The organism is Pseudoalteromonas sp. US3C1013 (genome assembly GCF_048401115.1).
GTDB lineage: Bacteria > Pseudomonadota > Gammaproteobacteria > Enterobacterales > Alteromonadaceae > Pseudoalteromonas > Pseudoalteromonas undina.
Window position 1 is genome coordinate 2,035,229 of sequence record NZ_CP183075.1, and the last position, 19,020, is coordinate 2,054,248.

At 39.8% G+C, this 19,020-nt stretch carries 21 protein-coding genes; 11 read left to right on the top strand and 10 right to left on the bottom strand.

The window, feature by feature from the left end:
* The first annotated feature begins 198 nt into the window (after positions 1–198).
* The 4 genes from ybeD to ACNSN2_RS09555 all read left to right on the top strand — a co-directional run bounded on the left by ybeD (position 199) and on the right by ACNSN2_RS09555 (position 2,490).
* Entirely contained in the window at positions 199–477 is a 279-nt protein-coding gene (ybeD, locus tag ACNSN2_RS09540) for a DUF493 family protein YbeD (RefSeq protein ID WP_008109437.1), read from the top strand.
* 19 nt (positions 478–496) lie between these two features.
* Positions 497–1,150 carry a lipoyl(octanoyl) transferase LipB gene (gene lipB / locus ACNSN2_RS09545; protein WP_418607152.1) on the top strand — a complete coding sequence of 218 codons (654 nt, stop codon included), beginning with the start codon at positions 497–499 and terminating at the stop codon, positions 1,148–1,150.
* Positions 1,147–2,112 carry a lipoyl synthase gene (lipA, locus tag ACNSN2_RS09550; protein ID WP_008109434.1) on the top strand — a complete coding sequence of 322 codons (966 nt, stop codon included), beginning with the start codon at positions 1,147–1,149 and terminating at the stop codon, positions 2,110–2,112. Before lipB ends, lipA begins: the two co-directional genes overlap by 4 nt.
* A gap of 138 nt (positions 2,113–2,250) precedes the next feature.
* Positions 2,251–2,490, top strand: a complete 240-nt coding sequence (locus ACNSN2_RS09555) for an RNA recognition motif domain-containing protein (RefSeq protein WP_008109433.1) — start codon at positions 2,251–2,253, stop codon at positions 2,488–2,490.
* Between the two features lie 111 nt (positions 2,491–2,601).
* Here ACNSN2_RS09555 and ACNSN2_RS09560 read toward each other — a convergent pair whose 3' ends face one another.
* The 5 genes from ACNSN2_RS09560 to ACNSN2_RS09580 all read right to left on the bottom strand — a co-directional run bounded on the left by ACNSN2_RS09560 (position 2,602) and on the right by ACNSN2_RS09580 (position 6,202).
* Positions 2,602–3,675: a phosphotransferase enzyme family protein gene (locus ACNSN2_RS09560; RefSeq protein WP_418607154.1), complete on the bottom strand. Its 1,074-nt coding sequence runs from the start codon at positions 3,673–3,675 to the stop codon at positions 2,602–2,604.
* Between the two features lie 109 nt (positions 3,676–3,784).
* Positions 3,785–4,660: an NTP transferase domain-containing protein gene (locus ACNSN2_RS09565; RefSeq protein ID WP_418607155.1), complete on the bottom strand. Its 876-nt coding sequence runs from the start codon at positions 4,658–4,660 to the stop codon at positions 3,785–3,787.
* Between the two features lie 15 nt (positions 4,661–4,675).
* Positions 4,676–5,125 (bottom strand): flavodoxin, encoded by a 450-nt coding sequence (locus ACNSN2_RS09570; protein WP_055012795.1) that lies wholly within the window; start codon positions 5,123–5,125, stop codon positions 4,676–4,678.
* Positions 5,125–5,889, bottom strand: a complete 765-nt coding sequence (truC, locus tag ACNSN2_RS09575) for a tRNA pseudouridine(65) synthase TruC (protein WP_418607157.1) — start codon at positions 5,887–5,889, stop codon at positions 5,125–5,127. The genes ACNSN2_RS09570 and truC overlap by 1 nt, the downstream gene beginning before the upstream one ends.
* Positions 5,882–6,202 (bottom strand): YqcC family protein, encoded by a 321-nt coding sequence (locus ACNSN2_RS09580; RefSeq protein WP_008109420.1) that lies wholly within the window; start codon positions 6,200–6,202, stop codon positions 5,882–5,884. Before ACNSN2_RS09580 ends, truC begins: the two co-directional genes overlap by 8 nt.
* A 103-nt stretch (positions 6,203–6,305) precedes the next feature.
* Between ACNSN2_RS09580 and ACNSN2_RS09585 the strand changes: the two genes are divergently transcribed.
* Together ACNSN2_RS09585 and ACNSN2_RS09590 are read left to right on the top strand one after the other, a co-directional pair.
* On the top strand, positions 6,306–7,334 hold the full coding sequence (locus ACNSN2_RS09585; RefSeq protein WP_418607158.1) for a DUF3549 family protein: 1,029 nt from the start codon (positions 6,306–6,308) through the stop codon (positions 7,332–7,334).
* Complete coding sequence (locus ACNSN2_RS09590) at positions 7,335–7,634, top strand: DUF3301 domain-containing protein (RefSeq protein ID WP_418607161.1); 300 nt, start codon at positions 7,335–7,337, stop codon at positions 7,632–7,634.
* A gap of 603 nt (positions 7,635–8,237) precedes the next feature.
* Here ACNSN2_RS09590 and ACNSN2_RS09595 read toward each other — a convergent pair.
* Entirely contained in the window at positions 8,238–8,888 is a 651-nt protein-coding gene (locus ACNSN2_RS09595) for a GNAT family N-acetyltransferase (protein ID WP_008109415.1), read from the bottom strand.
* A 288-nt stretch (positions 8,889–9,176) separates the two neighbouring features.
* On the opposite strand from ACNSN2_RS09595, the gene ACNSN2_RS09600 reads away from it, so the two are divergent.
* The 3 genes from ACNSN2_RS09600 (at position 9,177) to ACNSN2_RS09610 (ending at position 10,571) form a co-directional block, all read left to right on the top strand.
* Positions 9,177–9,410 (top strand): DUF2789 domain-containing protein, encoded by a 234-nt coding sequence (locus tag ACNSN2_RS09600; protein WP_010388246.1) that lies wholly within the window; start codon positions 9,177–9,179, stop codon positions 9,408–9,410.
* A gap of 104 nt (positions 9,411–9,514) precedes the next feature.
* Positions 9,515–9,784 (top strand): hypothetical protein, encoded by a 270-nt coding sequence (locus ACNSN2_RS09605; RefSeq protein WP_418607162.1) that lies wholly within the window; start codon positions 9,515–9,517, stop codon positions 9,782–9,784.
* Positions 9,785–9,797: 13 nt separating this feature from the next.
* Positions 9,798–10,571, top strand: coding sequence for a Zn-ribbon-containing protein (locus ACNSN2_RS09610; RefSeq protein WP_010388244.1), 774 nt, complete (start codon positions 9,798–9,800; stop codon positions 10,569–10,571).
* A gap of 55 nt (positions 10,572–10,626) precedes the next feature.
* Here ACNSN2_RS09610 and syd read toward each other — a convergent pair whose 3' ends face one another.
* Positions 10,627–11,166 carry a SecY-interacting protein gene (gene syd, locus ACNSN2_RS09615; protein WP_010388242.1) on the bottom strand — a complete coding sequence of 180 codons (540 nt, stop codon included), beginning with the start codon at positions 11,164–11,166 and terminating at the stop codon, positions 10,627–10,629.
* A 59-nt stretch (positions 11,167–11,225) separates the two neighbouring features.
* On the opposite strand from syd, the gene queF reads away from it, so the two are divergent.
* Positions 11,226–12,071, top strand: a complete 846-nt coding sequence (gene queF / locus ACNSN2_RS09620) for an NADPH-dependent 7-cyano-7-deazaguanine reductase QueF (protein ID WP_055012787.1) — start codon at positions 11,226–11,228, stop codon at positions 12,069–12,071.
* Between the two features lie 33 nt (positions 12,072–12,104).
* Here queF and ACNSN2_RS09625 read toward each other — a convergent pair whose 3' ends face one another.
* Genes ACNSN2_RS09625 through ACNSN2_RS09635 form a run of 3 tightly spaced genes read right to left on the bottom strand, consistent with a single transcriptional unit; the run spans position 12,105 to position 18,423 of the window.
* A complete protein-coding gene (locus ACNSN2_RS09625) occupies positions 12,105–12,986 on the bottom strand; it encodes a peptidylprolyl isomerase (protein ID WP_418607164.1) in 882 nt (293 codons plus the stop codon).
* A gap of 38 nt (positions 12,987–13,024) precedes the next feature.
* The gene (locus tag ACNSN2_RS09630; protein WP_418607165.1) at positions 13,025–16,696 is read right to left on the bottom strand and encodes a translocation/assembly module TamB domain-containing protein; all 3,672 of its coding nucleotides are present in this window, start codon (positions 16,694–16,696) and stop codon (positions 13,025–13,027) included.
* On the bottom strand, positions 16,696–18,423 hold the full coding sequence (locus ACNSN2_RS09635; RefSeq protein ID WP_418607167.1) for an autotransporter assembly complex protein TamA: 1,728 nt from the start codon (positions 18,421–18,423) through the stop codon (positions 16,696–16,698). Before ACNSN2_RS09635 ends, ACNSN2_RS09630 begins: the two co-directional genes overlap by 1 nt.
* A gap of 228 nt (positions 18,424–18,651) precedes the next feature.
* On the opposite strand from ACNSN2_RS09635, the gene ACNSN2_RS09640 reads away from it, so the two are divergent.
* Positions 18,652–18,984 carry a ribonuclease E inhibitor RraB gene (locus tag ACNSN2_RS09640; RefSeq protein WP_010388233.1) on the top strand — a complete coding sequence of 111 codons (333 nt, stop codon included), beginning with the start codon at positions 18,652–18,654 and terminating at the stop codon, positions 18,982–18,984.
* The last annotated feature ends 36 nt before the right edge of the window (positions 18,985–19,020 follow it).

Consider the following 19,020-nt stretch of genomic DNA (forward strand, 5'->3'; position numbering starts at 1 on the left):
GTAATATGAACGCCTCTTCTGTGAGGCGTTTTTTTTTGCTTGAAAAGTGCTAGAATGCGCCCCATATATACCAATCGTATTGAATGACTATCGTTGGCTTAGGTCAAAAGTAACATCATTTCAAGATTGTCATTAGCCTGTCAGTTTTAAGCTTAACGTATAAGTTGAGCCAACACTTTTGTTTGAGGAGTTCCCGTCGTGGTTGAACCTGTTAAAAACACTAAATTTGATGAGTACCTAGAGTACCCTTGCCCGTTTACATTTAAAATTATGGGTTTAGCAAACGTAAACTTAACTGATCAAATTTTAGAAAAGTTACAACCTATCGCTCCGGGTGATTACGCGCCAAAAGTAAAACCGAGCAGTAAAGGTAACTATGAGTCAGTCACTTTAGTGGCCACAGTAACAAGCGGCAAACACATTGAAGAAATTTACAACGTGATCAGCAATATCGATGACGTGCGCCATATGCTTTAAGCTATAGTTGAGATTTGTTGTGAGCGAAAACACCCTAATCGTACGCCAACTGGGTCGTCAGCGTTACATGCCGATTTGGCAAAAAATGCAAGACTTTACCGACACCCGTGGTGAAAATACGCCAGATGAAATTTGGTTAGTAGAGCATGAAAGTGTATTTACCCAAGGCCAAGCCGGTAAAGATGAGCACTTACTCGCCCCAGGTGATATTGAAGTGATTAAAGTTGACCGCGGTGGACAGGTGACTTACCACGGCCCTGGTCAGCAAATGATGTATGTATTATTTAATTTACGACGTTTAAAAATTGGGGTGCGAGAGCTAGTTACTTGGCTTGAAGAGTGCATCATTGAGTCCCTTGCAGAGTTCGCCATAGATGCATACGCGAAAGCGGATGCCCCAGGTGTTTACGTTAACGACAGTAAAATTGCCTCTTTAGGTTTACGAGTTCGTCGTGGCTGCTCATTTCATGGCTTGGCATTAAATGTTAATATGGATCTAAGTCCATTTTTACGCATCAACCCATGTGGTTATGCGGGCATGAATATGGTGCAAACTAAAGAACTAAATGGCCCTCAAAACCTTGAAGCTGCAGGTGAAGGGCTGGTAAAACACATGATCAAGAAGCTTAATGCAACACAGGTTAAGCATACTGAAGGGTTTGAAAACGAATGAATAAACCAGTCAAAATGGAACCAGGTGTAAAACTACGCGACGCAGAAAAAATGGCGTTGATCCCCGTTAAAGTTTTACCAACAGAAAAAACCGAAATGCTCCGTAAGCCAGAGTGGCTTAAAATTCGCTTACCTAAGTCAACCGAGCGGATTGACGGCATAAAACAAGCAATGCGTAAACATGGCCTTCACTCTGTATGTGAAGAAGCTTCGTGTCCTAACTTATCAGAGTGTTTTAACCACGGTACAGCGACCTTTATGATTTTAGGGGCTATTTGTACACGTCGTTGTCCATTTTGTGACGTTGCACATGGTCGCCCATTAAAACCTGATGCCGCTGAGCCTGAAAAGCTGGCACTTACCATTAAAGACATGAAGTTAAGCTATGTGGTTATTACTTCTGTAGACCGTGATGATTTACGTGACGGTGGTGCTCAGCACTTTGCTGATTGTATCCGCGAAATTCGTAAGCATAATCCAGAAATTACCATTGAGATTTTAGTGCCCGATTTTCGTGGCCGTATGGACAGAGCGTTAGAAATTTTAATTGAAACGCCGCCAGATGTATTTAATCACAACCTAGAAACGGCGCCACGTTTATATAAGCTTGCGCGCCCAGGTGCTGACTATAAATGGTCTCTTGAATTATTACGTCGCTTTAAAGAAGCCCATCCTGAGGTTAAAACAAAATCAGGCTTAATGGTTGGCCTTGGTGAAGAAATTAGCGAAATCGAGGAAGTACTTCGCGATTTACGTGCTCATAACGTTGATATGCTTACTGTAGGGCAATACCTACAACCGTCTAAGCATCACTTACCCGTTAAGCGTTACGTGCCACCAGCTGAATTTGACGCATTAAAAGAATATGCTGATGAAATTGGCTTTACACACGCCGCTTCAGGCCCGTTTGTACGTTCAAGCTATCATGCAGATCAACAAGCAGCGGGTAAAGAAGTAAAGTAATCTCTCGCAATGTATAAAAAACCGCCATTAGGCGGTTTTTTGTTTTTTAATAGTTATTTTTACTGTTTATAAAATAACGTTAGGTTAAAGCAAGGTTACTTGAGATAATTATGCTTGAACCCATTATTTAGGTTATATATGAAATTATTAGTTCGTAACTTATCACGTGCCACTACTGAGCATGAACTTCGTACGCTATTTACGGCTCACGGTAAAGTGACCACCTGTAACTTGGTACTCGATAAAGAAACAGGCCAATCTAAAGGCTTTGCCTTTGTAGAAATGCCTAATGACATTGAAGTTAAAGGCGCAATTAAAGCCCTCAATCAAACCACAGTAGACAAAAGCAAAATCCGTGTAAAACTAGCGGATGCTTAATAAGTAAAAAATTGAGATGTTGGAAGTTAACACATACTTTCAATGTTTAACCTCAATTTATATTGCTCAAAGTTTTAGTTATAACGCTTTGAGCAATATAATTAATTGGGTTTATACCTGAGTCAAAATCTCCTTTAAGACCTGCTGCTTACTTACTATATCCTTGTATAAGGCAAATTGGTTTTTTGCGCGATCTAAGTTGTGTCTCTTATGCTTAACGCTAAAGTAATTATCACCATCTATATAATCAGTTAAAAAGCGTAAGCCAATCATAAAGGGCATTACTTTAGCTCCTAACCAAAAGCTTTGTTTCTCGGCGGGTGTTAATACCCCCTTTAGTGGCTCAACATAGCCTTTAACAATCGCTGCAAAAATATCTTCACGAACACCTACCTTTTCAAGCACCGTTGAATCTTCTTGCTCTGCAGAGCAAAATGTTCTGACCATATCGCCAAAATCATTAAGCCAATAACCAGGCATACAGGTATCTAAATCTATCACCGCTTTTGCATTATTAGAGTCTAAGCAAAATAGCATGTTGTTTATTTTAGTATCGTTATGGCACACACGAATAGGCACTTTTCCCTCAAGGGCATTAAGCTCATCGATAAGTGAAAGCTGCGACAGGCAAAAATCAACCTCTTCCTGACAATGAGCCAAACGTTTATGAGGATCGGTGCTAACCACTTGCTTGAAGACTTCTGCACGCATGGCCAAGTTATGAAAATTAGGAATAACCGCATGTAAATTGTTCGCGTCAAAGTCTTGTAGCGCTTGCGCAAATTGGCCAAATGCATTGGCCGCTGTTTGTGCCTGGCTAGCAGTATTAACCACATCTTCACTGTAGCTGCCACCAATAAACTCAAGTGCTCGCCAAGTATCATAATCATCATTAACTAAATAGTCATTCTGAGTCGTCGCTACATGGCGTACTATTGCTAGATTGAATTCACCTGCTTGTTGTTTTTTACTTAAGTGTTGCTCTATTAATCGCGCATTATCAACAAGTAACTGTGGTTTTGGAAACACCACCGTATTGAGCTTTTGTACAACCAGTGACCGCTTCGAAGTGCTTAATAACATAGTAGTATTTATATGCCCACTGCCTATGGGTTTTATGCTCGCATGCTTCTCGTCAAGGCCAAAACTCTCAGATAAATAAACTTCTATAGGAACTGTATTCATTTTCTACTTCACTCTTTTCGCCCAAGGCGATAATAATTTTTAACGCAGGTAGCGGGTTATTTAACATGCTAGATTGATCATATTTATAATAAAATTGGTACTACCATCTTTATGCTTGACGCAATGCGCACAAAGTAGCCGCAATGCTTGTCAGTTCTGATTTATAGGTAACACCAAACCAAGGCTCTTTTGCAGTGTATACAAATACAGGCTGTGCTTTTACATTAATAGCTTTCTGGATTTGATCAGGTAAGTAGTACTCTTGCTGAGTATTCACGTTATATTGCTGTAAAAACGTTTCAAAGCCTTGTTGCAAATAGTCAAAAAAGCAGGGGGTGATCCCCCAAAAACTCATCGAGCCTAGGGAGTTTGGGCTAATTTTCTCACGTAAACCCTGTGGGTTATCGCCAAAAATATGCTCAGACTGTTGTTGAATATTCAAATACTCGGTTACGGCAACAAGCTTTCCATCCGCAATATTACATACCCCACGATTAACACCACCGTGCTCAGAAAGAGTATCAATAATCGGATACCCTACCATTGCCCATTCAGCGGTTCTTTTAAAGTGCTCACTCAGTAATACAAACGAAGATTTGCCATAATAGTCATCGGCAGTGATCACAATAGCGGGGTTATTAATGTGGGCTTTGGCACACAGCAGAGCGTGACCTGTTCCCCAGGGTTTTTTCCGCTGGGCAAGTGTTGCTTTAAACTGTTCGGGAACCTGCTCAATGTGTTGCTCCACCAGCACCACATCAATATCACTAGGTAATCGGGGCAAAATAGTACGCTCTATTTCACTGCGTACCGCTTGGTTTATTATCAGCACCACCTGCGTCACCCCTGCGCGATACGCATCAGCAATGCTCAGTTCCATAATAGTGCAATTTAGCCCTGGAATTTCTGCAATTTGTTTATTGCCACCAAAGCGACTACCTAAGCCACCTGCAAGCACAATTAAACTCAGTTTATGTTTTTTCATTTAGAGTCTGCGCATTTAAGAGGGTAATTTACCAAGCCAAGTTTGTAACCACGGCTCGGTGACAGGCCAAGGCTCAAAGTCTTCACAGGCATCAATTTCTAATCGATTACCCACAGGTTTTGCTTGTAAGTCACGTAATAGTTCATCAAAGCTACGCCCTGCTGCGCAAAACGTATCACCGTAGCTTCTGTCACCCATAGCAACGATGCCAAATGGCTTATTAGTTAACATTGGAAAGGTGCTGTTAAGCTGATTATAAAGCTCTGCCAAGTTAGCGGGTATATCACCTTGGCCTGTTGTTGAGGTGACAATTAAAATATGCGATGCATTTTTTAGATCTTCTAAACTTGGCTCTGCAAATACGCTTACCTGATGGCCAGTTTGCTCTATAGTATCGCTTATTTGCTCACTTAAACGTTCAGCACCACCATACACGCTGCCTACAAAAATACTAATATGTGCCATTAATAATCCTTTTCTTCACTTGGCCACCCTAACTGTTTGCAAATACTCAACATTGCATCACCTAGTGGCGCTTTAATTATTATCGATTCGTTACTATAAGGATGTACAAAGCTAAGCTCTGTAGCAAATAACATTAATCGCCTAAGAGAAAAGTGTTCTCTAAAAAACTGATTATGCTGGTTATCACCATGGTTAACGTCGCCAATTATTGGCAACGACAAATGTTTTAAATGGCGACGAATTTGATGTTTACGCCCTGTTTTAGGAAAACACTCTACCAAAGAATACCTAACCGTTGGGTATTTTCCTATAGAGATAGGCAACGCAGCTTGATACAAACAATTAAACTGGGTTTGTGCTTCTTGAGCATCTTTATCCTGATCGGCAAATTTATCAGCGATTTTGTCTAGTTCTTCTTTTAACGGTTTATCTAAAAAAACAGATTCAGGCGCAAATCCGCGTACCAAAGCTAAATAACGCTTTGAGATCGTGCCCTCAATAAACAACTGATTCATATCACGCGCGGCTTCTGAGCTTAAAGCAAACAACAACACACCCGATGTCGGCCTATCAAGACGGTGCACAGGAAACACATGCTGACCGAGTTGATCGCGTAGCATTTGCATTGCAAATTGAGTTTCATGCTTATCTAAAAAGGAGCGATGAACAAGTAAGCCTGATGGTTTATCAATCGCTACATAGTTCTCATCTTGATAGAGAATGTTCAGTTCGCCGTATTCAACTGGCGCTGGACGTTCAGTCATCTGACTCTCCAAGCAATGAATCTAATTGCGTCAGCAAAGAAATAATCTCTTCGCTTCCGGACTTATCAATGAGTGTCATTTGCGCCATAGGAGCAATCGCAAAATTACGCGGTAACGGTTGTTTCATTGTAATAATCTGTTGAATTTTTTCTATAAATACAAACTGTAACCACTGTTCAAATGCAAGCGTATCATGGCAAAAAGGGACGCTTGAATGCAACAATGCAGGGTCAATCGGCTCATTCTGCCAAAGCTGATACTTTTTAAGTAGCGCAGTTAATTGTGTTAAATAGAGTTGGGTTTGCTCAGTCATAATCACCCTTTACTTTGTATATTGCACAATTATACCCTGTTCCCTCAACAGTCGCTATGGCGTATAATTAGCGTAATTTTGTAGTAAAAACAGTTGGAAATTCATGAGTGAACATATAGCCACATTAGGCCAGCTTTTAGACGGTGCAGGAACTCAATGGCGTGCTTTTGATATTGGCAGGCATATTACCAAGCTTGATAAACAACAATTTTTAGCTGTTGAACAAGCACAAGTTCCTTACCCTTACCCATTAGCAGGCCATGCATGGCTAGCGATTCAATTTTGGGACAGTAAAGCTAGCAAAGAACCCTATGTGTGGTTTTTAAAATTCCCACTTGATGAACAAAGTAAACTCGTTAGTGCCAGCCGCGACCACTTTGCAGACATGGTAATTCAAGCACTAGGAACAGAAATTACCGGCGAACAAGCCGATGGCAAACTCGATAATAACCCTTACGTATTTACTCCTAATGCTAATAAATTAGCGGCGTTTAATGCACAAGTTAAAGTGTTATTAAAACAACCAGCCTCACAGTATTATGAGCATGCCCAGCTTTATTTTAGTGGCCAGATTGGTTTTGATAATTGGCAAAGTGTGGCGCTACAAGGCATTGCTGATTTTGCTTATCGCCTCAACTGTGCTGATAACTTAAAACACTTACACGCTGCGTGGCCTAATTTACCTGTTGAAGTATTACAACCATTAAGCGCAATGCTTGAACACATCGAAATACCACCCACGTTAAGTGAGTTATTGTTAAGTTATGGACAAACCGCCCTTAAGAATAATGATGTGGTTACGGCTTCTGCCGCGCTTCGCGCCATATCATCAGGGCAAGCAACAGGGCTTAGCGCACAACTGGTTGACTGCGCTTTAGAATCTACGCTTGGGCAAGACTCAGACATTTTATTAACTATTGCAGGTCGCTGCTTTAAACAATTAGAAGAGCCACAGCGTTTGCATGTATTTATGGATAACTGTGCGCACCATGAGAAAATAGCTGAGTTATTTCCCAGCATTTTTGCAGATTTAGTTGCAATTCCAACTATTCGCCCATATTTATTAGCATTACTACGTAAAGAAAACAGAAGCGAGACGTTAGCTCGCGCAATTGGAAGGTTATTCTCTTAAATGGCTAGTTTATGGACGTTCATACTTATTGGGGCTGTAATTTATTTTTTTTGGCTAAATCGTAAAATAGCCGAAGCAGCGAACGTTCATGCCAAACGCCAAAGTGAGCAATTGCAGGTAAAACTAATGAGTGTGGCTTGTAGCAAGCGTCGGTTTGGCATTTTAAAAAGTGGTAAACCGGGCATGAAAAGCGAATTTATTTTTGAATTTTCAAGCGATGGTGAAAATGCTTATCAGGGAGTGTTAATCATGGAAGATGAAAAGCTAAAAAGTGTGGTTGTGCCACCACATAAGATATAATTTTTGTAACAAAAAACCAAGGCGTAACCTCAGTTACGCCCTAATTGCCAACATCCTGTAAGGTATCCTTTACCTGATCCTTGTTTATCATCCACTGAACGAGCAAACTACCGTGTTAGCCCTCCATTGCATCCTGCAATATCCTCTTGCCGCCTTGGCCGTCCTGCGTAAACTAACGCTCCTGCAATGTCCTATCGCATCATCCTTGGTATCCTTTAAATAGCTCCTAGCTATTTTAGTACTTCATGTACTTCCTGTTTCATCCTTGCATCCGTGTTAACTTGTCCTTTGCGCTTCCTGCTAGTCACTACTATGCTGCCTGATTCCATATCCATGGCATTAGCTCAGTCATTGAGCTATGTCGTCTTGACAAAGTAAAGTTTAAAGCAAACGGCTGGGTATAATAGTGAGGAAAACTAAAAAATTTAATGTCACAAAATTGAAAAAACAAAAATAGCTATAAATAACAGAAGCTTGATGCTTATAAACGGATAAATAATGGATTTAAACTGACAAAGAGCACACTAATGTAGGATATATCTCACACTGGTGTGCCCGATTTGGAACATAGGCTTACAGATACGCCATTATGAACAACTACCTTTATTGAGCATTAGCAACTTTAAATAGTAATTCACCCTTAACTTGGTTAAATGAAAGTTGTTTAAAGTGCTCAAATCCTTGCGATTTAAAAAATTTCGTATGCTCGTCACGAGTCACAAATACCGCTATACCAGAAGACTCAGGGTTATCGTGTATTAAGCCATCTAAACCTTTAAGTAAAGTGCGACCAAACCCTTGCCCGTGAAAGTGTGGATCAACCGCAATAAACGCTAAAAAGTAATAATTCCCTTGCGGCTTTAAGGCGTCACGAATGGTTTTTTCTTTTTCAATTAATTGATTCGTTTGTAAATAACCTGCACTTAGCATCAGCTTTAATCGCCAATGCCAATAACGCTCAGCTTGTAATTGGCTATTTGACTCAAACACACAGGCAACCGCTTTTAATTTATCATTACGGTAAAGGCCAATTAAAGGCTGCTTCTCTTGCCAAAAGCTACTGAGCTCTTCACGAATAAGTGCACGTAGTTTTTTTTCATAATCGAGCGGGTTGTCTTCGTTATACCCTAGCAGAGTTTGTAAAATAGGATCGTTTTGGTATGCCTGATAAATTAGGCTGGCTGCTGTGCTTATATCCTCTGGTGCAATATGCTGAACACTAAAGGCGTCTGTCGATTCTGCTGTGGCTGTCATTTTATTTCCTTTATTATTTTATACCCGTTGTCATTACGCCGCGTAACTTGTTTGGGATTAATTTTGAACTACAACGATGACCAAATGCTTATATAACTATATACCTAAGTGAGACAAATAAGCGAATTTACATTTTAGTTAGTACGCTCATCCACTGCATTAAGTCAGATCATGCTTTAGCGACTTATTACTGAATAAATAAAGCGTAAATTCAGTAAGGGTTAAACTGGCTAGATATACCATTCCCCCCTAGAGTTAATACATATTAATTCATTTAGGAGCATTATTATGGATACAACAAAACATACAATTAATACCTTGTTCGCCCAACTAGGACTGCCGGATTCGGATGCGCAAATAGATGCATTTATTGCCTCGCACTCCATTGCCGATACAACCTTGTTGCAAGATGCTCCCTTTTGGGATGAAGCCCAACAACATTTTATTGCCGAATCGCTGGCGGTTGATGGCGATTGGAGTGAAGTAATAGATGAATTAGACGTACGTCTTCGTCAAAAATAATTAATTTTATGGCGCATTTTAATGTGCCTTAGCCACTTTATTGATACCATACCCGCTCGCAGCGTCTATGTTGCGAGCTTACTTTATAAAAGAGTTATAATTGAATGAACGCTGCTGTATTTGAAGCTATAAAAGTCCTTCTTGATGAAGGCAAAGTTCCCACTGTTGCACTAACTAAAAGTCGTTTAACAACACCGACCCCAATGCCGGTTATTATTGCTGCGGTGAGTCAATATAAGAATAATCCTGATTCAATTTATAATTTAATGAAACCCCCAAAGCAAAGTGCCAGTAATGAAGGTCAAAACAGCTCTCAATTAGATAGAATTGAGCAAAAGTTAGATCAATTACTTACACTGCTCGCGCCAAAATAATTTGAGACTATAAATGTTTGTTGTTGATTTAACATTTGATTGCTACCAAGACACCACCTTAGAGCAAGCCGAGCAAGCAATAAACCGCTTGGTAAATGCATTACGTTTTAATGGCCAAATCATTGGAGAAGAATTTCCAACGGTGTTAAAAGATGGCTATTTTATCACTCGCGTTATGTGTCCGACCGAAGACGCTATGCACCCTCTTAACAACAGTGCATTTGTAAAGCACAGTGTTGAAAAGCTTCATGATGCAGGCTTGTTAGCACCAAAGGTGAAAATAATAGGTCAAGACATTCACTCAAACGGTGCCGATGGTTGTAAAGAGCCCTCAAGCTATATTTTATATACTACGTATGTGCACACCTGCAGCCCACTGTATTGTGGCGATGACTTTTTACCCGTTCCGCTATTTAATATTCCGGCAATTGCCAATGGCGATTATAAAACCCTGATTAAATGGCAAGAAGATTGGCAAGCATGCGATCAAATTCAAATTAATGGCGCAACTCGCTGTGAATTTCCTGCACTAGAGGAAATAGCCAGCACACAAAGTGATTTGTATCGCCGAGGTAAAGATATTAGCAAACGCATCAGCTTTTTAACTAAAAAGCCAGTTTACTATTACTTATACCGTGTAGGTGGGGTTGATAAAACCTCGGAGCTTAAGCGTAAATGCCCAAGTTGCCAAGGTGAATGGAAATTACCTGAGCCATGGTTTGGTTTATTTGATTTTAGGTGTGAGCCGTGTGGTTTAGTGTCTAATATTTCATGGGATTTTCAATAAGTCCCATACTTAAGGTGCTATGTCTAAAACATCACACCTTAAAATTACCTTATAATTATACTGCCAACGACGCTATAAATTCACTGAGGTTTTTGGCGAGTACATGATGTGGCTTTTTACCTACATACTCTAGGCACACCTCACCTGTTTCCACTAATACCGTAACAAGTAAATCATCTTGATCAGTTAAACCAATAAAAACACTTGGCGCTTGCTTTAGCTTTCGCTTCATTAAAACATGACCCGTGATATTTTGTTGCAGTAAGTCAAAGTCATCCTCATTCCACGCTTGTAATAATTCTACTTGATGGCCATCAACGCTGGCTAAAATACTGCCAGCAAACATGTGGCCATAAAACTGGCTAAGTTCATCAGGAAATTCAAGCTCTAATGCGTTAGCGAGATCAGCCAAAGAACCTGCAGGCTCTCTCACTATCGCTTGCCATTGAATCATACCGTGCTCATCGGCTGTGCCTATTTCACAAGGGCTTGGCCATTGCTCATCGTGGGCGATGAGTGGCTGCTTTTGTGTATTTTTGATGGTTTTTTCACTAAAGCGTTGGTGAAGTTGGGCTAATTGCATTGCAACAGACATACTGTGAAACTCATTTAATTTAGATATAATGTCCCTATTGTAACTATTTAAGAGCAAACATGACAGATTACAGCAATTCTCCCGATCTTAAAGGCAGCGTACTTGGTCAATCTACTGAGTATGTAGATCAATACACGCCCAGCTTGCTTTTTCCTATTGCTCGCAAGCTTAATCGCGACGCGTTGAGTATTGATGAAGCCGCATTACCATTCAAAGGCCAAGATATTTGGACCGGTTACGAACTATCTTGGTTAAATACCAAAGGCAAACCACAAGTTGCGGTGGCTATATTTACTTTCGAATGTCAAAGTAGTCACATTATAGAGTCAAAGTCGTTTAAGCTTTATCTGAACAGCTTTAACCAAAGTCGCTTTGGAAGTATTGACATTGTTAAGCAACATTTAATTGACGACTTATCAAATGCGGTAAACAGCCCGGTAAAGGTAACCTTATACAGCGCTGATGATTATAATTGTATTCCTTGCACACCGCTTCCTGGTGAGTGTATTGATGAGTTAGATATTGAAATAGATAACTACCATATTGACGCACATTCTTTAAAGTCACAAAGCGATAAAGTGGTTAGCGAAACCTTGCATAGCCACTTACTTAAATCAAACTGTTTAATTACTTCACAGCCGGATTGGGCCAGCATTATTATTCGTTATACTGGTGAGCAAGTTTGTCGTGAGTCATTATTACGCTATTTAATTTCGTTTAGGACCCATAATGAGTTCCATGAGCAATGTGTAGAGCGTATTTACAGCGACTTAACCACTCAATTGAATATTAAAGAGCTTGAAGTTTACGCGCGCTATACGCGTCGTGGCGGCCTTGATATTAATCCATATCGCTCAACGCATCATAACGATACCCCTTTTGCGGTAAAAATAAACCGTCAATAAGCTAAACAAAAAAGGAGCCTGAGGCTCCTTTTTTTAATCGTTAAGTTGCTTAGTTGGTACAGGCATTCCACACACATCAATGTAATTATGGCTATACGCAAACCATTCCTCACTACGACTACCTCGTGCTGAAATTAACTGTTTAAATGCATCTGAGTCTGTTTTCATTACTTTAAATCGGCTGTGATCGCTGCTAACGTCGGCTAATACTTGTAAATCTGTAATAGGATTAAACTCGCTACCACCTTTAGGTGTGCGCGCTAGCTGATGAAAATGTGCCATACCTGTAAGTACTCGCCCAAATACGGTGATATTTTTGTCTAAATAACGTGGACCTTGCCCTATGGTGACAAAAAATTCCGTGCTGGCACTATTAATATCGTTGCCGCGCGCCATTGCAAATACACCATGGCAATGAATTTGCCATGTTTGATCACGTGTTTCATTTTGAGCTACCGCAAAACCATTTAAAAACCCGGTTATTGGTGCATAACCATCTCCACCCATTTCAGTGATCATAAGCGGCTTATTGGTGGTTAAATAAAACTCGGCAGGTACTGTGCTATTTTTGGTTTTAGTTAACTTTTTACCCGTGCTATCACCACCTTGAGCAACAAACCCTTCCACAAAACGATAAATATGAGTGCCCTGATAAAAGCCCTGTCGTGCCAATTTTTTAATATTAGCACTGTGTTTTGGCGCAAGCGCTGGATTGAGCTCAATATACGCAGCACCGGAAGGTAGGGTTAGTTTTAAAATATTCTCAGGATCTACCCATCGCCATTGCTCATCTGTTGTAGCAGCAATAATCTCACTACTGGTTAGGCTTTTAACTGGCGTTGATGGCAAAGTGCTTTGCTGGACACATCCGCCGAGCAAAGCCGACGCTATAATAGTGATTACGAATTTTTTCATACCTTTTCCTTTTTATTATTGGTATTGGTAGATAAAGGTTAATCCCAATTGAATTTATACAGTATGTCGACATTTTGATACAGGCCACTGGTTATTTCTATATATAACTTCGACATTAGCTGATAACGCACTGCCACTTCACTGAGCGACTCAAATACCCCCACGCTATATTTAACCTGTAAACTCGGTGCTAAATAACCTGATATTTCTACCTTTGTTTGCTCGCCACTACCTTTAGAGCTTAAGCTCACATCTGACAAGCCAAACGATTCACCGACTTTAGACACTAAGCTTTCGCTTCGGCTCACTCCTTGAGAAAGTAGTAATTGAGTTAACATTGCATCCGTTGAACTGTCGCCCTCCCCTAATGGTTGACCATTCAGCAAATACGCTAGGGCTTGTGCTTGGTCCATGCCCGGCTCTGAAAATACTTTTAAATTTGGCTGCTCAACACTGCCAGTTAAAGTAACACCTGCAATAACACCATCGGCGGTATTATTTGGGTTGCGAATGGCTTTAATATTTAAATGAGGCTTATCTATTGCGCCACTAAAACCAATTTGCCCGGTTCTAATTATTAAGTCTTGACCAAATGCCAAGTAGGTTCCTTCAATTAAATTGAGCTCACCAATGGCAATAATGGGTGAGTCTTGACTCATTTTGATATCCATATCACCCACTATCTTAGACTCAAGTCCAAATGAGGCTACTCTGACATCATTTTTAACCGTTACTTTTAAATCAATATCGTAGTTAAATGGGGCTTTTTTAGTATTTTGCGTAGTTTGATCCAAAATTATTTCATCATCACTAACCTGTACAGCCCCCTCTGGCAGCTCTTCAATTTCTATTCGACCATAAGGCACTACAACATCACCTGCCAGATTAAGTGCATTGTCAGCTAAACTTATTTTTAACTCTGGTGATACTTTAAACACCACGCCTTGTTGCGCTCTTACAAAAAACTCACTGCCGACTACATTCATATTTACAGCTGGTTGTTCACCTTGCCAATCAACATTCCCCGTTAATTTTACCTGTCCGCCTTGAGGGTCATTTAAATCTCCTTCAATGGTGGCGGTAGACTTATTAAAGGCCACATTTATATTGGAGTTTTTAAGAGCAACAGGCAATTGCTCACCTTCTAGGTTGATATTCTCTATGTTTAAATTTCCCTCTAACAAAGGATCTTTTAGTGTGCCTGCTAATGCAACTTGCCCACGAATGGCGCCATTAAGCTGCTCGAACGTATTTAAAAATGGCTGTATATCAGACAATAAAATTTTATCAATTTGAATATTACCGTTAAGCGTTTGCTTATTTTGAATATCATCAATATCAACTTTAGTCGTTACTTTACCCAAAACACTCGATTCTATGTTAGCTTCTATTTGGCCAACCTTAGCATCAGAAAAAGCGCTTATGTTTAGCGTTTCTATAGGTAGCTTAAATCGGTCTTCTTCGTTAATAAGTACCGCGTTAAGCCCTGATGAATTTAAATTAGCGCGGAGAGTTTTAAGTGTGCCTGCTTGCCAATTAGCAGCAAAGTCTCCCGCTATATCACCACGTGTTATTACATTCTCTGGTAACCAATGTTTTAGCTCTCGCAATGCAAGATTGGCCAGTTTTACGTTAAGCTGGCCTAATTCGCGGGTTTGATTTAATCTATCAATACATAACTTACTATTACTCGATTGCCAACAATGCGCACTCACATCAAAGTCGCCCGTTTTCGAATCTATAGTTACAGCTATATCTTTAGCATTTTCAAAGCTAAACGTTTTATCACTTACACTAATATTACTGAGTTCACCTTGCCAAATCGCGTTAGCAAGTTTGCCATTTAGTTCAAACGAGGCAGCCCCAGCATCAGCATCAATAGATGCACTCAGTTGATGATCGGTTTTATCACCACTGCCGACTATTTCCACTTTATTAATTTGATGATGCATAACACGCGCTGAATCAAGACTAACGCTGATATCTGTTTGCCAATCGGTAGCGGTGTCTAACTGTGCTTTTAACGCCAACTTATTAATATTAATTTCGTCATAAATAAACTGCTCTAGCTTTAACACTAAATCAACTGCAGGCGTCAACCGCTCGCCTCTTATACTTAAATCGGCTTTACCATTAGCAATAAACGGAAGCTTTGCATCATCATTACTTTGCAGCGCAATAGCCCCATTAATCTGCCATTGCTGATCAACTTCGCCTGTTAAGGTTAACCTGTTTGTGCCGCTGCTAAGGTTAAATTTATTTACAGTGGCTTTAAGTTCATCATTTAAGTTAAATTGAGCAGCAAAATTAAGCGGTACATCATTTAGTAACCCGCTTAATTGGGTGTCATCCATACTTAATTTCCAGCTATTTGAACTGGTAACAAATGCCCCTTTAAACTGCCCTGAAATATCACTGGTAAGTGTGTCAGTGAGGTATTGCGCTTTTAAACTCGATAGCGCGCCGCTAAAGTTAGCACTAACCCCATTTTGCCAGTCGATATTCGCTTGGATAGTAGCTTGGCTCTCATTCGCTTTAAGGGCTAAATTTTTTAAGTTTGCTTCGCTCAGTGAGCCATCAATTTGACTGTTAAAATTCACAGTTGGATAAGCACCTAACTGACTATTACCAAATAACGATAACTGATAATCGTTAGCATTGCCTTGCGCGGTTAATTTTACGTCGGTTACCTTTAACTCTTTACTTGCTGTTTCGATAATCCACTGCTCTAAACCGCCATTAACACTAAATGGATAATTTGGTTTTTTAAGATTAGCCGTAGCAGTTAGTTCAAAAGGAAATGATTCACTGCTTTTTATATCTACATTGAGCTTTTCTAAGTCTCCGCCTATTTGCATATTGGCATCATAACCATGCCCTTTTAGACTGATATCGCCATTAATTGGTAAGCGGCCTTTAAGCTTTGCGTTAAGTGCAGTATTAAGCTGCCACTGCTGATAATTTGCAGACAATGAAGCAACGTTAATCTCAGAACCTATTAGCTTCATTTGTAGCGCAATATTATTTACCACATTTTGCTGTGCATTCTGCTCTACCGTGAACTGCGCAATATTAAACTGTTCTAGGTAAATATTGAGTGGCGACATAAATGCGATATTAGGTAATGCAGGTAACTCAGTAATTGGGGTAGAACTGGCTGTATTTTCTCCAGGCTGCTCTTTTAACGCGATTAAAACACTCGGAATATTCACGTTTTTAATTTGAATATCAGCACCTTGTGCCTTTGCAGCAATCTCCACATTATTAACAACTACGTTTGCACTTGTGTGACTTAACACAAACTCAGTGACCGCTAAACGCTTAAGTGCAATATTAAATGGCAAACTGATTTGTTCCAACGGTTCGTTAGATGTATCAGGAGAATTAGATGACGATGCTGGTAAGTTTAGTTTTATAGACCGGGCACTTAAGTTATCAATACACATACCATCACAGTGCCACCAAAATAAATCTAGTTTAAGCTGCTGAGCATCAAGTAATAAACCGTCACGCTCAAAGCGAAAATTAAACGCATCATTATATAAAAAACGGCCGTTATTTATTTCAATTTTTAAGCCGTCAACTAACTTATTGGCGCTATAAGCAATTAGCTGGTTACCTGGAGCTGTAAAAACAACGCAAAACAATGTCACTAATACAGCAACAACTAAGGTGCTAAGTGCTGCAGTGACTTTTTTAAATACAGACATTAAATTTCCGGCCCTATGGTAATACTTAAACGAGTGCTTTTGCTTTCTTTAGTGAGTCCCCACGCATGATCTATTCTTATTGGTCCTATAGGCGTTAAATAACGAAAACCAAACCCTGCACCTATTTCAAATTGCTCAGAAAAATCATTGGTCGCCGTCCCTCCATCAACAAATAAAGCTGCTCGCCAGTTTTTGGCAAATTGGTAATTATATTCAGCAGTCGTCGCGATTAAATATTTACCGCCGATGCGATCCCCATTGTCATTTTCTGGTGAGATTGATTGATAAGCAAAGCCGCGCACACTTTGATCGCCACCAGCATAAAACCTTAATGAATATGGAACATTGTTAATATCGTCAACTAACATGGCCCCTAAGTTTGCTTTTAAAAACACAAGGTGCTTATTAAGATAAGTGCGCAACCATGCATGCTGTAATTGCACCCTAACAATATTGGTACTAGAGAGTACACTATCGAGACCAAACTCTGCCGATATAGACCACTGCTCTCCCGAATAAGGGGTGGTTCCTCCCTTCGATTGCTTTCGGGCATAACTGACACCTGGTAATAACATTTCTGTGGTGCGTTCTAGCCCGTCGCCAATCCGATAGGTTTCTTGCTCGCGCCTGATAAATGCAGTTCTTATCCATTTTTGCTCGGTGAGCCATTGCCTTTGCAGTTGTGCGGTTAAAATTTCACTGTAAATATTGTCGGCTAATTCATCTTCGAGCTTATAGCCTGCTGATAAACGCCATAAATCATCATTCGGATTATTAACAGGGATGGTATACGCCATAGAAATATCTTGTTGTTTTTTTGCAATATTAAGATTGCTTTCTAGGTAGTGTCCTTGCTCCGTGATCCATGGTTTACTCCACTTAAACCGTACCTTTGGACCTAGCTCGGTATTAAACCCGCCACCAATTTCGTAGCTATTCGCGGGCTTATGTAATACGTCCACTTTAATTGGCACTTGGCTGTTTTTTCTAGCTGAAATATCAGCGTAAACACGCACGCTTGTAAAATAAGGAGTGCTCGATAAATCTAGGTTGTAGTCAGCAATCTTAGATGCTTTATAGTGCTTACCTATTTCAAACGGAGCTAAAGAGCGAATATATTTTTCTGCTGGGCTTTGATTGGTAATTAACACATCACCAAAGCGATAACGTACACCACTTTCAATGGTAAAGGTAATAATAGCGCTATGTTTTTTTAATGACACTTCAAATTTTCGGGCAGGCCATTTTGCGTCAAAGTAACCATGCTCCAACAAAACGGATTCAATTTTTTTATAGGCTGCGCTATACATTCCATGATTTAAAATGTCGCCTTGCTTTAACTCTAAACTTTCAATAACTTGCTGAATTAATGGGTCATGTTTAGCTTCCCCGTTAATGCTAATATTAAGCGTCTCAATACGGGTTGCGGAGCCGCGTTCAATAGTCGCAACAAGCTCACGCTCACCTTTATTAAAATCGATAGTCACATTTGAACTGTAATAACCTAATGCCTTTAAGCTATCTTCAACTTGCGATTTAGCGTAACGACGCAGTGAGCGCGTTGGTTTTTCACCCACTAAAGGTTTTAAATAAAGAGCAACGTTGTTTTCTAACTCTCCACTAATTCCTTTTATTTCATAATCTTCAATTATATTGTCAGCTGCAATAGCGAAAAAGCTCAAAAATAAGCAAAAACAAATAACGGATTTTAAAAACTGATTGAACAAGTAATCATCCTTACTATGTACCCATAAAAAACAACAAATTAACGACACAATAATAGCATAGCGATAATGAGCCTAACATTAACTTAATCATTATCAGCGTCTAAAATATTAGCAGGCTCTATGCGAATCTTTTAAACCGCTTTGAGCTTAACTAAAAATTCTTGCGCTTTAATGATTTATTTTGGTTACAATAGTGCTAATGAATAAACACTAATTTATGAGTTTTAAATGCAATTTCCTGATGATGATAATGGCCAGCTTCTTGCTGAAATTTCCGCCGCCGGTGTAGATTTAAGTAAAATGCAACAAATTGATTTTTATATTTTATTTGAACAACAGGCTGATGCCGAAAAATTTGCAACTGAGATTGTAAACGATGCATTAGTGCAAACTGCTGATGTTGAGAAATGTAAAGATACCGGTGTTTGGGAGGTAATAGCCCATGTACAAATGGTTCCAGAGCATGCACTTTTAGGCCAAGCAGAACAATATATTGAAAGTATCGCTAATAGCTTAAATGGTTATGGCGATGGTTGGGGATTAGACGCAGAAGAAGTATAACCCTAATTTCATGATGAATGAGATATCCAGCTTAGC

Excerpts from the sequence above, each read along its gene's own strand:
- lipA (WP_008109434.1), top strand. The coding sequence starts at position 1,147 with ATGAATAAACCAGTCAAAATGGAACCAGGTGTAAAACTACGCGACGCA.
- ACNSN2_RS09555 (WP_008109433.1), top strand. The coding sequence starts at position 2,251 with ATGAAATTATTAGTTCGTAACTTATCACGTGCCACTACTGAGCATGAA.
- ACNSN2_RS09560 (WP_418607154.1), bottom strand. The coding sequence starts at position 3,675 with ATGAATACAGTTCCTATAGAAGTTTATTTATCTGAGAGTTTTGGCCTT.
- ACNSN2_RS09565 (WP_418607155.1), bottom strand. The coding sequence starts at position 4,660 with ATGAAAAAACATAAACTGAGTTTAATTGTGCTTGCAGGTGGCTTAGGT.
- ACNSN2_RS09570 (WP_055012795.1), bottom strand. The coding sequence starts at position 5,125 with ATGGCACATATTAGTATTTTTGTAGGCAGCGTGTATGGTGGTGCTGAA.
- truC (WP_418607157.1), bottom strand. The coding sequence starts at position 5,889 with ATGACTGAACGTCCAGCGCCAGTTGAATACGGCGAACTGAACATTCTC.
- ACNSN2_RS09580 (WP_008109420.1), bottom strand. The coding sequence starts at position 6,202 with ATGACTGAGCAAACCCAACTCTATTTAACACAATTAACTGCGCTACTT.
- ACNSN2_RS09585 (WP_418607158.1), top strand. The coding sequence starts at position 6,306 with ATGAGTGAACATATAGCCACATTAGGCCAGCTTTTAGACGGTGCAGGA.
- ACNSN2_RS09590 (WP_418607161.1), top strand. The coding sequence starts at position 7,335 with ATGGCTAGTTTATGGACGTTCATACTTATTGGGGCTGTAATTTATTTT.
- ACNSN2_RS09595 (WP_008109415.1), bottom strand. The coding sequence starts at position 8,888 with ATGACAGCCACAGCAGAATCGACAGACGCCTTTAGTGTTCAGCATATT.
- ACNSN2_RS09600 (WP_010388246.1), top strand. The coding sequence starts at position 9,177 with ATGGATACAACAAAACATACAATTAATACCTTGTTCGCCCAACTAGGA.
- ACNSN2_RS09605 (WP_418607162.1), top strand. The coding sequence starts at position 9,515 with ATGAACGCTGCTGTATTTGAAGCTATAAAAGTCCTTCTTGATGAAGGC.
- ACNSN2_RS09610 (WP_010388244.1), top strand. The coding sequence starts at position 9,798 with ATGTTTGTTGTTGATTTAACATTTGATTGCTACCAAGACACCACCTTA.
- syd (WP_010388242.1), bottom strand. The coding sequence starts at position 11,166 with ATGTCTGTTGCAATGCAATTAGCCCAACTTCACCAACGCTTTAGTGAA.
- queF (WP_055012787.1), top strand. The coding sequence starts at position 11,226 with ATGACAGATTACAGCAATTCTCCCGATCTTAAAGGCAGCGTACTTGGT.
- ACNSN2_RS09625 (WP_418607164.1), bottom strand. The coding sequence starts at position 12,986 with ATGAAAAAATTCGTAATCACTATTATAGCGTCGGCTTTGCTCGGCGGA.
- ACNSN2_RS09630 (WP_418607165.1), bottom strand. The coding sequence starts at position 16,696 with ATGTCTGTATTTAAAAAAGTCACTGCAGCACTTAGCACCTTAGTTGTT.
- ACNSN2_RS09640 (WP_010388233.1), top strand. The coding sequence starts at position 18,652 with ATGCAATTTCCTGATGATGATAATGGCCAGCTTCTTGCTGAAATTTCC.